This window comes from Janthinobacterium sp. AD80 (genome assembly GCF_002878455.1).
Lineage (GTDB): Bacteria > Pseudomonadota > Gammaproteobacteria > Burkholderiales > Burkholderiaceae_D > Janthinobacterium.
In genome coordinates this window covers 1-11,725 of the sequence record NZ_NRDQ01000166.1, presented here as the reverse complement: position 1 = coordinate 11,725, position 11,725 = coordinate 1, and the positions used below count along the sequence as shown (strand labels likewise).

The following is an 11,725-nucleotide window of genomic DNA, read 5'->3' as shown; positions in this document are numbered from 1 at the left end:
GGCGCCGGCCGGCAGGCGCGCCAGGGCCGCCAGCGCGGCCGTGATGCGCGGGTTCAGGGCCGTATTGTCCATGCCCGCCTTGCCGCTCAGGCGCAGGTGCTCCAGGCCGCGCCGCTGCTGCAGCAGGCGCGTGCCTTCCTGCAACTGGCGCACATAGGCAATGCCCTGCTGCGCATCCTGCGCCTGCGCCAGCGACTTGCCCAGCTCCGAGATCAGCAAGGTGGTTGCCAGCGCCAGGGGCAGCAGGAATACCAGGCAGACGAGCATGAATTTGGGGAGCAGGCGCAAGCGCTGCATGAGGCGGATGGCGGGGGTGAGGAGCATTTTCATCGGATTTCCAGGAAAGAGTGGCAACATTTCTGCAGTGCAATGTTGCCTGCGGATTGTGACCCCTTGATGAAGTGCGCAGCGGCAGGCCGGTTTTGCCGTTCGCCAGAGTGAAGCAGTTCACACGGAAGGCCGATCCTTCTGTAAAATCGAGGGTTTTTTGCGAGGGCCATATTATGGTCACCAATATGGCCAACGAGAACGACATCCACACCCCCGATTCCAGCGACAATGCGGACAATGCCGCCGATACCGCCACCGCCGCCACGGGCAGCAAGGCGCCGGCCGTGATCGCGCGCGAAGTCAAGCGCCGCCGCACCTTCGGCATCATTTCCCACCCGGATGCGGGTAAAACCACGCTGACGGAAAAACTGCTGCTGTTCTCGGGCGCGATCCAGATGGCCGGTACCGTCAAGGCGCGTAAATCGGGCCGCCATGCGACGTCGGACTGGATGGAGATCGAGAAGCAGCGCGGCATTTCCGTCGCTTCCTCGGTGATGCAGTTCGAATTCCGCGACCACGTCGTCAACCTGCTCGACACCCCGGGGCACCAGGACTTCTCGGAAGATACCTACCGCGTGCTGACGGCCGTCGACTCGGCGCTGATGGTGATCGATGCGGCCAAGGGCGTGGAAGCGCAGACGATCAAGCTGCTGGCCGTGTGCCGCATGCGCAATACGCCGATCGTCACCTTCATGAACAAGATGGACCGCGAGACGCGCGATCCGCTGGAACTGCTCGACGAACTCGAATCGGTGCTGAAGATCCAGTGCGCGCCCGTCACCTGGCCTATCGGCATGGGCAAGAACTTCCGCGGCGTGTACCACCTGCTGAACGACGAGATCATGCTGTTCAAGGCCGGCGAGGAAAAGGCCGACGGCGCCTTCGAGATCATCAAGGGCATCGACAATCCGCGCCTGCAGGAGATGTTCCCGCTGGAGATGGATCAATTGCGCATGGAAGTGGAGCTGGTGCACGGTGCCTCGCATCCGTTCAACCTGGAAGAATTCCTCTCCGGCGTGCAGACGCCCGTGTTCTTCGGCTCGGCCATCAACAACTTCGGCGTGCGCGAGATCCTGTCCGCGCTGGTCGATTGGGCGCCGGCGCCGCGCGAGCGTGATGCCACAGTGCGTTCCGTCGATCCGACCGAGCAGCCATTCACCGGCTTCGTCTTCAAGATCCAGGCGAACATGGACCCGGCGCACCGCGACCGCATCGCCTTCTTGCGCGTGTGCTCGGGACGTTTCGAGCGCGGCATGAAGGTCAAGCATTTGCGCCTGGGCCGCGAGATCAAGGTATCGAACGTGGTGACCTTCATGGCTTCCTCGCGCGAACAGGTGGAAGAAGCGTACGCAGGCGACATCATCGGCTTGCCGAACCATGGCAACATGCAGATCGGCGACAGTTTTTCCGAAGGCGAGATGCTGACGTTTACGGGCATCCCGTACTTCGCGCCGGACTTCTTCCGCTCGGTGCGCATCCGCAACCCGCTGAAGATCAAGCAGCTGCACAAGGGCTTGCAGCAGCTGGGCGAAGAGGGCGCGGTACAGGTCTTCAAGCCGGTGCAGGGCGGTGAACTGATCCTCGGCGCCGTCGGCGTGCTGCAGTTTGAAGTGGTGGCCAGCCGTCTGCTCAACGAATATGGCGTCGACGCCGTGTTCGAAGGCACCAGCATCAGCAGCGCGCGCTGGGTCAGCTGCGACGACAAGCGCATCCTGAACGACTTCGAAAACGCGCTTGGCCACAACGTGGCCTACGATGCGGCCGGCAACATGGCCTACCTGGCGACGTCCGGCGTGAACCTGCGCCTGACGGAAGAGCGCTGGCCGAAGCTGACATTCCACGCCACGCGCGAGCATTCGGCCAAGCTGGCTTGATGTGGTGCTAGTGTCGGGTTACGCGCCATGCGCTAACCCGACCTATGCCTATGCTTTGAGGCGCTGGTGGTGTCGGCTTACGCGCTCTGCGCTAACCCGACCTACGCCGATGGCGCGGGCATGCGGTAGCTCGGATCAGGCCAACGGCCCTTATCCGTCAACATTCAATATTCCAAGCATCATCTGCGGTAGGTCGGATTAGCGCGGCAACGCCGCGCGTAATCCGACGCCATCGTTGGCGCCATCAAGCCGGCATGCTCGTGCGGGTGCTCCAGTCGCGCCGCTCGAGCAGCAATGCCGTCAGCTGCGCCGCCGTCATCGGGCGCGCGAAGAAAAAGCCCTGCGCATTGTCGCAACCCGCCTTGCGCAAGAATTCTACCTGCTGCAAGGTTTCCACGCCTTCGGCCACCACTTTCAAATGCAGGCTGTGCGCCATGGCGATGATGGCCGTGACGATGGCTTCGCCCTCGCCGGGCAGGTCGTGCACGAAGCTGCGGTCGATTTTGAGCTGGTCGATGGGCAGGCGCTTCAGGTAGGACATCGAGGAATAGCCGGTGCCGAAATCGTCGACCGACAGGTGGATGCCCGTTTCCTGCAGGCGCCGCATCAGTTCCACGTTGGCGTGCACATTGTCCATCAGCACGCCTTCCGTGATTTCCAGCTCCAGCAAGCCATGCGGCAACTGGGTCTCGTGCAGGATGGCGCGGATATCATCCATCAGTCCCGGGTCGCGCGCCTGGCAGGCCGACAGGTTGACGGCCACGTGTTCCAGCGAATCGAGCAGGCCCGCCTTGCACCAGACGGCCGCCTGGCGGCACGCGCTTTGCAGCACCCAGCGCCCGAGGTCGACGATGATCCCGCTTTCCTCGGCCACGGGGATGAATTCGGCGGGGCTCAGCTGGCCCATCTCGCGGCAGTTCCAGCGTATCAGCGCTTCCACGCCGACGATGCGGCCGCTGCGCAAGTCGATCTGCGGCTGGTAGTGCAGATACAGTTCCTCGTTTTGCAGCGCGCGGCGCAGGTTCGCTTCCATGCGCAGGCGGCGCTGGGCACGCAGTTCCATTTCCGGCTGGAAGACGGCGTAGCGGTTCTTGCCCTGGTGCTTGGCGTGGTACATGGCCGTATCCGCATTGCGCGTCAGGGTCGCCACATCCTGCGCGTCGAACGGATACAGGCTCACGCCGATGCTGGCGCTGACATACAGCTGGTGGCCTTCAAGGCCGAACGGTTCGGCCAGCACGGCGAGGATCTTGCGCGCCACGCTGGCCATCTCCGAGCTGTCGTCGGCCGGTTCGACGATGACGACGAATTCGTCGCCGCCGATGCGGCAGATGATGTCGGTGGTGCGCAGGATGGCCACCAGACGCTCGGAAACAAGCTTGAGCAGCTGGTCGCCGCAATGGTGGCCCAGGGTGTCGTTGACGACCTTGAAGTTGTCCAGGTCCAGCAGCAGCAGGCCCACGCTGCTGTCCTGGCGGTCGGCGCGCGCCAGCGCGTAGGCCAGCGCATCGTTGAATTCATGCCGGTTCGGCAGCTGCGTGACAGGGTCGACGTGGGCCAGGTAGTGCAAATGGTTTTCCGCGTGCTGGGCGGCGATGCGCGTGCGGCGCACCATCAGCACCGTCAGGCCGAACGCGCACAGGATCACCAGCAGGGTGAAGGCGGCAAACTGCGCCAGGCTGCGGTACTGTGCAGCCAGGCTGGTGCGCAGGAGCAGCGCGCCGCCGCCCGGCAAGGGCTTGAGGATGGTGGCGTTGCCCGCGAGGAAGCTGACCTGCGTACCCGTGCGCGGCGCGGCCGGTGCCGCGTCGGCGCCGCTGCGCGCAAAGCGGGCGAACGGTGCGCCATACGGATTGTAGAGCAGTGCCTGCTGCACATGCGGCGCCGCCACGAGGGGGGCGAGAACTTGCTCTGCTGCAATGGGATTGTTCTGGCGCAAGGCCACGGTGGCGGCGGGGGCCAGCATGTCGGCCTGGATCTGCAGGCTGCGCTGCAACGAGGCCTGCAGGGAAAACCACTGGAACAGCACCAGCAGCAGGCCGGCACCGGCCAGCATGGCCGCCGCCGCCATCAAGTTCAGCCTGGCTATCCGGTCGCCGCGCAACTGCGCCGACGGCAGCGTCAGTGGCGCCATCATGACCCCGTTCCCTGCCGGCCCCGCCCGCTGCCGCCCCGTGTATATCTGCCTCGCCCTGCCATGCTATACGTTCCAGTCTGATGAAAACCGAAGTGAGCCGGAACTCTCAACGTGTTGTTAAGGCCGACATATTGTCATTTTGTAGCGTGAAAGTACAGGGCGCCTGGAAATGCATGCCCGCGCCACGGTGTATTTACTGCAAGTAGTAACTGTTGCAGCACAGTCTGACAAATGCACGGCACGTGGTGTGGGCGTGTCTTTCTAATAATAATCCAGGATTGATTTTAATCCTTTTTTTGCTCGGCGGTTTTTTCTGACCAAAGACATGCCGGTTGTCAATACAATGCCATGCGGAATAATTTGCAGCGGCCCGCTAAATGGGCGCGCGGCCTGCGGTTTTTATTGCGCGTGTAAATATTACATTGCAAGTCATTGATTTTAATAAATTTTAAGAGGGAATGCGCGAACGCTATGGCCTTGCTGCGCGAGTTCGTCCATAATCCGCTGATGATGGACGTTCTGATGCTGTTTGTTTTGTCTCGCGCGGCCACGCAAGATGCCGCCAGCAAAACCAGACGCCGCCCTAATGATAATCAGTGAGGATATCTTGGAAAAAAAACCAAAAATTATTTTGTCGTCACAAGACCTGGAACGACTGGAAGCGTTGTTGTATGCCTTGGGAAATAACCTGTCGCCGGACAAGGCCGCCTTGCTCGATGAGCTGGGCCGCGCCGAGGTGCTGGAGCCGCGAGAAATTCCGCCCACCGTCGTGACGATGAATTCCACCGTGCGCTTCACGGTAGAGAACAAGGAAGAATTCTGCATGACGCTTGTGTATCCGAAGGATGTGGAAGGCCAGCCCGACCGTATTTCCGTGCTGGCGCCCGTCGGCAGCGCACTGCTGGGGCTGTCCGTTGGCGACAGCATCGCCTGGCCCATGCCCGGCGGCGTGGTCAAGGTCAAGATCGAGGAAATCGTCTATCAGCCTGAACGGGCCGGCGAGTACCACCGCTAAGCGCGGCAAGCACCATGGCGGACGGCGCCCGCCGTTCGCCCGCCAGGCCGTGCCTAGCAATCATCCGCTATTGCGTTGCACGCGCACCACCAGCCATCCGGCCACGACCGTAAACGTGACGATGATGGCGACGATGATCCAGAATCCCTGCGGATGCTGGGCCAGCGGAATCCCTCCCACATTCATGCCCAGCATGCCGGCAATGATATTGATCGGCAAGGCCAGCACGGTGACGATGGTCAGCACGAACAGGCTGCGGCTGTTTTCCTCGTTGACGCGGGCGGCAATTTCCTCCTGCAGCAGCTTGATGCGTTCCTGCAAGGATGACATGTCGCTGAGCACGACGGAAAACTCCTCCGTCGACTGGCGCAATTCCAGGCTGTCGAGCTCCGATATCCACGAAGGCGGGCGTTGCAGCAGGCGGAACAGGGCCGCCGGTTCCGGTGCCAGCAGGCGCTGCAGCCGCACCAGCACGCGCCGCATGGCGCCCAGGTCTTCGCGTTTCGGTACCAGCCGCCCGGCCAGCAAGTGATCCTCGATATCGTCGACCCTGGCCACGGCGTCGCGCACGATGTTGACCAGCACGTCGGCCTGGTCGCGCAGCAGGTGGATCAGCAGTTCCACCGACGAGCGTATCGGCTCATGGTTCTTGATGACGGCCTGGCGCAGGCGCTCGATCGACTGCAGCGGCGCGCGGCGCGCCGTGATGACGAGGTTTTGCGCCACGCTGGCCCACATGGTGGAAATGTCGGACGCCTCGAACGAGAAATTGTGCACCACATCGTTGACCACGGCGATCAGGGTGTTTTCCGCCTGTTCGATGCGCGTCGAGCGCGAACCCTGGTGCAGGGTTTCATAGAATTCGCCGGCCAGCTGCGTGTGCGCCATCAGCCATTTTTCGCTGGCCGCGTGCGACAGGTTGAAATGCAGCCAGACGAATTCGTGCGCCGGGTGCGCCGCGCCCGGGGCCAGCCAGGCCAGCGCGGCGGTCGAGTCCAGCGCCAGCGGCTGTGCTGCGCGGCCAAACAGGAAACCCCAGACGAGGCCCGAGGTGTCCGAGCCATAGGTAAAGCCGGCATTGTCCATCGCCATCGTGAATCTTTCTCGCGCAGTGTCATTGATCGTCGCGCGATTCTAATACATGGATGTGTCGGGAGAATGACAAGGCCACCGCGATGGGTGGCCTTGTGCTGACTACGGCCGCGTTTTAACTGCGGCGCGGATTATCTGGGCGGCGGTCGTCGCGGTTCGGCACGCCGTCATGGTCGCGGTCGTGGCGGTTGCCATTGTCGCGGTCATAGCGGTTCGGGATGCCGTCGCGGTCACGGTCGCCGTTCGGGCCGCGCGACCAGCGGCCTTGCTCCATCTGCCAGCGGCCATCGCGCTGGTTCCAGGCCGGTGGCGCATACACATAGCCGGGGCGTTCGGCGATCCACACGCCCGGGGTCCAGGCGTAGCGCTGGCTGCGCCATTCCCAGTGGCCTGGGGCCCAGACATAGCCATGGCGGGCGCGCGGGATGGCTTCACGGCGCGGTGGCGGCGGGGCGATGCGGATCTCGTCGTAGCGCACGGGCTGCACCTGCGCCGCGATCCAGCCGCCCCGGTCCAGGCGCCAGCGGTTGTTTTCCTGCACCCAGGCGGCGCGGCGGTACTGGTTGCCGTTGCGTTCGCGCAGCCATTCGCCGCCCGTCCAGACGTGGCGCTGGCCGTCCCAGTTCCAGTAGCCCGGTGCCCAGACATAGCCGCGGCGCGGCGCGGGCACGCTTTCAAACCGGGGCGGAGGCGGGGCGTTGCCGATGACAATGCTGACGCCGACCTGGCTTTGCGCCATCGCTTGCGCGGGCAGGAAAGCCGCGGTGCTGATGGCAAGCATGGCTGCTGCGTAGAGTGTGATGGGTTTCATGTTGTGCTCCATTTCGGTGATTGCGTGAAATGGACTATAGCGACTTGCCGGCGGCGTTTTAGCCTTTGATTCAACTTATTACAATTGACACAATACTGTGTGTCCGTGTATCCGTGGCCGATACAAATGCGCTGACATGGCGGCCTGGCGTGGCGTGCGTCCATCCTGCGCCAGGCGGCGTGGGGTCAGCATGCATGGCTCACAGGGTGCTGGCGGTGGCATTGCCCAGCATGGCCTGGCGTTCCTCGAGCAGCGAGAGGTGTTTTTCCTGCGCCGTCAGGCGCTTGGCGCTGACCACCACCACGGGGATGGCGCCAGCCTGCGCCACCTCGGCCGTTCTGGCTGCCGATGGCTGCATGAAGCTGGCATAGCTGGCGGCGCAGGCGATGGCGACGGCGACGGTGAAGATGGCTTCCATGTTTTTCAGGGCTTTTTTTGGCGTGTTCATGATGTTTTCCTTTCGGGGGGGGCGGGTGGGTATGCATGCACTGTAGCCATGCCCGCGGCGCATCGCCATGGCCTTGCGACCGGACGCGGTTTTGGCGGGATGGCCGGTAAAAAAGCGGCGCTGAAATGCCTACGCATGGGGCCGGCAAGCCGACCGCTTGAATTGAGGCCTAAATCGCCCTGTATCCGGGCATATGAATGCAATTGCCGCGTGGCATTATTTGACGCTGCACACTGCCGCGCGCGGCAAGTGCAGGGCCAGCTGTCCTGCTAGAATCGGCATGGCGGCCCCGTCGCGCGGATAAAAATATCATCAGGAGTCTCACATGTTCCAATTGTTTGGTTTTGGCGGCGCCCGCTGTCCCCGTTGCGAGCACAGGAACGGCGCCGCCGCCGGCTATTGCGCGCAATGCGGCCTGTCGCTGGGCGCTCCCGGCAGCGACGCCGTGCTGCATGCCAATCAATGGCGCCTGTCCGAGGAACAGCTGGCCCTGTTCTTCGGCGTGCGCGAACTGTCCTCGCTGTTTGGCGGCGCCGCGCGCCGGCTGCAGGTGCCCGCCGAGTCGCGGGCCTGGATCGTCCAGTCGGACGCTTTCACCTTGATACCCGCCGGCGAGTACGACAGCACGGCCTTCTTTGCCCGCCTGCCGGCGCTGCTGCCGGCGCGTCCGGCCGAGGTGCTGATCGCCCGCGCCGATGCCTTGTCCCTGGAATTCGACCTGCCCGACCTGGCCAGCACGGAACTGCTGGGTGTTGCCGCCTCCCTGCGCATCGACATTGCGCTGGGCCAGCCCGACGCCTTCGCGCGCCAGTTCATGCGTGCGCCGGGCGCCGTCACGCGCGCCCACCTGCACGCCTTGCTGCTGCCGTCCGTGCGCCAGATCGCGCTGGAATTCATCGGCAGCCGCGCGCTGCGCGACATGGATGCGAATGCCGACTTGCGGCCCGAATTGAACGAACGCCTGCAATCGGCGCTGACGCAGCGCCTGGCGCCCAGCGGCCTGGCCGTGGCGCGCGTGGAGACCATCAGCCTGCGGCACGACAAGCGGGCCGGCGGCGATGCGGGCGACGCTTGCATCGGCACGCTGTGGCTGGGCGGCTTGCCGGCGCAGGAACTGGAGCAACACAGCCTGGAGCGCATGAAACAGCTCGACCAGCTGTATGACGAGGAAGAGTGGCAGCGCATCCGGCGCGAGGAAATGGCCGCGCGCCATGCGCACCGCCGCGCGGAACTGCGGCAGGATGCGACCCTGGAAAAGGCCGAACTGGGCCACCAGGAAGCGGAACGCCTGCAGGCCCTGCGCGGGCGCCAGATCGACCTGTATGGGCGCATCCTGGAAGCGAAGTCGCGGCGCCAGGCGCTCGACCATGGCGCGGCGCTGGCGCTGGGCGAACTGGAGCAGGAACTGGCGCAAAAGGGCGCGCATCGCGCCGACGAGGCGGCCAACTGGGAACATGTGCGCGCGCTGGCAGCCATCAAGATGCGCAGCGAGCTGGAATTGTCGCAGCTGAACGGTCGCGAACAGATCCAGCTGGCGCAGCAGCGCTTTACGCACCAGGTGCATTTGCAGTCGATCGCCCAGCAAATCGAGAGCGCGCTGCTGATCGATGACGAAGCGGGCCGCCGCGCCCAGCTGGCGCGCTTGCGCCAGGCCGAGATGGAGGCGGCGCAGCGCGAAGCGCAGCTGGAAGCGGAACAGCACAAGGCCGCCTGGCAGGGCCTGATGCTGGCCAACGCGGCGCGCAAGCGCGAAGCGGAGCGGGTGCAGGAATGGGAAGAGCAGATGCAGCTGGCGCGCCAGCGCGAACTGCTGCGCGCCGAGGCGCACAAGGATGAAGCGGCGCAGGTGCAGGCGGCGGAAATCGCCGAAAAGCTGGCGGCGCTGCGGCGCGGCGGCGCGCGCGAGGACGCCATCGCGCAGCAGGAAAAGCTGCTGCGCACCATCGAGGCGGACGGCGTGCATGCACGCCAGCTGCAGCAGCAATCGCAGCTGGCGCAGCTCGATGCGCTGGCCATCGAGGAACAGCGCCAGCAGCTGCGCCAGCTGGAGCAGGAAGCGCAATGGCAGCGCGACTTGCTGGCCATGGCGCAGCAGCGCGAGAGCGACTATGCGCGCTGGAAGGGCGAGTATGAATCGCTGCTGGCGCAGCAGGCGCATGCGGCCGAACTGGCGCGCATCGACATCGACCGCGCCGAGAAGATCGGCTCCCTGAGCGACACGGGCAAGCTGGCCATGGCGGCCGGGCCGAACGCGGCCGCGCTGGCGCAAGTGCTCAAGGTGCAGCTGCAGGCGGGCATGAGCGCCGAGCAGATACACGCGCTGGCGGCCCTGGCGGCGGCCGAGAACAGCATCGCGCCGCTGGAGGCCATGCGCATGGCGCAGGACAGCGTGGCGCAGGAACGCGGCTACCTGGAAGGCCAGTTTGATCGCGACCGGCGCCAGCAGCTCGACCTGATCAACCTGCAGAACGCGGCGCACGCGCATGGCCTGTCGGCGCAGGCCCAGCTCGGTGTGGCCGTGGCGCAGGCGCTGCAGCCGCAGCCTGGTGGCGGGTCCGCGCCGCTGCGCTGCAAGAACGGCCATGCGCAGCGCGCCGGCCACCCGGAAGACAAATTTTGCGCCGCCTGTGGCGCCGCCCTGCAGCCCTGATTGGAAGCGTTTCACCATAGATGATGCAAAAAGCACGAGACAAGCTGCGGGAACTGCGCGCCCTGCATGACGACGGGCTGCTCAGCGAGCAGGAATTTGAACGCCGCAAGAACGCCATCCTCGACGCCGAATATGCGCCGCCGGGCGCCGCGCCCGTGTCCGCGCCGCTGCCGGTGCGCCAGGGTACGGAACTGGGCTTCATGACGGGCCAGGAAATCGGTCCGCAAAACCGCCGCTACCGGCTCGAACGGCTGATCGGCACAGGCGGCATGGGCCAGGTGTGGCAAGCCACGGACCTGGCCACGCACGCTGAGCTGGGCAGCAGCGAAATGGTGGCGCTGAAGATTTTGCCGCCGCAGCTGACGCAAAGCCCCACGCACGCCAAGCTGCTGATCGAGGAAGCCACGCAGGCGCGGAAACTGGCACATGAAAACATCGTGCGCGTCTACGAATGGGCGCAGGATCCGGCCACGGCCAGTTATTTCATCATCATGGAATGCCTCGATGGCGAAGACCTCGAGCACTACCTGGGGCGCCAGGGCGCGCTGCCGCTGGCCACGGTGCAGGAACTGCTGCATCCGGTGGCCGAGGCCCTGTCGTATGCGTGGGAAAAACACAAGCTGGTGCACCGCGATCTGAAGCCGGGCAATGTCTTCCTGACGGCCAAGGGCGACATCAAGCTGCTAGACTACGGCATCGCTTCGCGCGTGCGCAACGCGGGCAGCAGCCTGGGGCTGGAAACGCCGAACGCCGGCACGCAGGGCTACCGCGCGCCCGAGGCGGGCACCTACCAGCGCCAGCCCAGCCCGCGCCTCGACGTGTATGCGGTGGCCGTGATGATCTACCAGATGCTCGAAGGGCGCATGCCGTTCGACGACACGCGCAGCGCCAGCCATTTGCCGTCCGCACCGCAGGCCCTCAACGCGCAGCAGTGGCAAGTGCTGCAGAACGGCTTTTCGCTGACGGCCGAACTGCGCCCGCAATCCGTGCAAGCCCTGCTCGAAGGACTGGAGCGGGCCGCCGGCCCGTCGCCCGAGGAACTGGCGGAGCTGGCGCGCCAGGAGCAGGCGCGCCTGGCGCAGCAGCAAAAGCAGGCGGCCCTGGCGGCCGAACAGGCGCGCGAGGAAGAACTCAAACAGGCGCGTGTGCGGCAGGAAGAACTCGATCAGCGCCGCAAGGCCGAGATCCAGGCGGCCGCGCTGGAAAAGCAGCGCCAGGACAAGCTGCGCCGCGAGCAGGAGGCACAGCGCCATTTCGAGGCCGAAGAGGCGCGCAAGCTGCGCAAGGAAGCGCTGCGCGGCCAGCTGCGCGCGCGCCGCGAAGCCGATGCGGCCACCGCCCTGCAGGAACACCAGGAGTTGCAGCGCA

Annotated in this window: 9 protein-coding genes and 1 pseudogene; 5 read left to right on the top strand and 5 right to left on the bottom strand. The window is 64.9% G+C overall.

Annotation, left to right across the window (positions count from 1 at the left end; translation table 11 throughout):
* A pseudogene (locus JaAD80_RS24595) lies at nucleotides 1–330 on the bottom strand (methyl-accepting chemotaxis protein); the annotation flags it as partial.
* A 185-nt stretch (nucleotides 331–515) separates the two neighbouring features.
* Here JaAD80_RS24595 and JaAD80_RS24590 point away from each other — a divergent pair.
* Nucleotides 516–2,204: a peptide chain release factor 3 gene (locus JaAD80_RS24590; protein WP_102298464.1), complete on the top strand. Its 1,689-nt coding sequence runs from the start codon at nucleotides 516–518 to the stop codon at nucleotides 2,202–2,204.
* A 244-nt stretch (nucleotides 2,205–2,448) separates the two neighbouring features.
* Here JaAD80_RS24590 and JaAD80_RS24585 read toward each other — a convergent pair whose 3' ends face one another.
* The gene (locus JaAD80_RS24585) at nucleotides 2,449–4,341 is read right to left on the bottom strand and encodes a bifunctional diguanylate cyclase/phosphodiesterase (protein WP_102298460.1); all 1,893 of its coding nucleotides are present in this window, start codon (nucleotides 4,339–4,341) and stop codon (nucleotides 2,449–2,451) included.
* 471 nt (nucleotides 4,342–4,812) lie between these two features.
* On the opposite strand from JaAD80_RS24585, the gene JaAD80_RS31650 reads away from it, so the two are divergent.
* Together JaAD80_RS31650 and rnk are read left to right on the top strand one after the other, a co-directional pair.
* Complete coding sequence (locus tag JaAD80_RS31650) at nucleotides 4,813–4,941, top strand: hypothetical protein (RefSeq protein ID WP_258003159.1); 129 nt, start codon at nucleotides 4,813–4,815, stop codon at nucleotides 4,939–4,941.
* Nucleotides 4,942–4,948: 7 nt separating this feature from the next.
* Nucleotides 4,949–5,356 carry a nucleoside diphosphate kinase regulator gene (gene rnk / locus JaAD80_RS24580; RefSeq protein ID WP_180979574.1) on the top strand — a complete coding sequence of 136 codons (408 nt, stop codon included), beginning with the start codon at nucleotides 4,949–4,951 and terminating at the stop codon, nucleotides 5,354–5,356.
* 60 nt (nucleotides 5,357–5,416) lie between these two features.
* Here the strand turns inward: rnk and JaAD80_RS24575 are convergent, their stop codons facing one another.
* From JaAD80_RS24575 to JaAD80_RS24565, 3 genes are all read right to left on the bottom strand, one after another.
* Entirely contained in the window at nucleotides 5,417–6,442 is a 1,026-nt protein-coding gene (locus JaAD80_RS24575; protein WP_102298456.1) for a transporter, read from the bottom strand.
* Between the two features lie 121 nt (nucleotides 6,443–6,563).
* Nucleotides 6,564–7,259 carry a YXWGXW repeat-containing protein gene (locus JaAD80_RS24570; protein ID WP_102298462.1) on the bottom strand — a complete coding sequence of 232 codons (696 nt, stop codon included), beginning with the start codon at nucleotides 7,257–7,259 and terminating at the stop codon, nucleotides 6,564–6,566.
* 199 nt (nucleotides 7,260–7,458) lie between these two features.
* The gene (locus JaAD80_RS24565; RefSeq protein WP_102298455.1) at nucleotides 7,459–7,707 is read right to left on the bottom strand and encodes a hypothetical protein; all 249 of its coding nucleotides are present in this window, start codon (nucleotides 7,705–7,707) and stop codon (nucleotides 7,459–7,461) included.
* Between the two features lie 325 nt (nucleotides 7,708–8,032).
* On the opposite strand from JaAD80_RS24565, the gene JaAD80_RS24560 reads away from it, so the two are divergent.
* Together JaAD80_RS24560 and JaAD80_RS24555 are read left to right on the top strand one after the other, a co-directional pair.
* Nucleotides 8,033–10,357, top strand: a complete 2,325-nt coding sequence (locus JaAD80_RS24560; RefSeq protein ID WP_102298453.1) for a hypothetical protein — start codon at nucleotides 8,033–8,035, stop codon at nucleotides 10,355–10,357.
* 23 nt (nucleotides 10,358–10,380) lie between these two features.
* A partial coding sequence (locus JaAD80_RS24555) for a protein kinase (protein WP_258003157.1) occupies nucleotides 10,381–11,725 on the top strand: 1,345 nt, incomplete at its 3' end.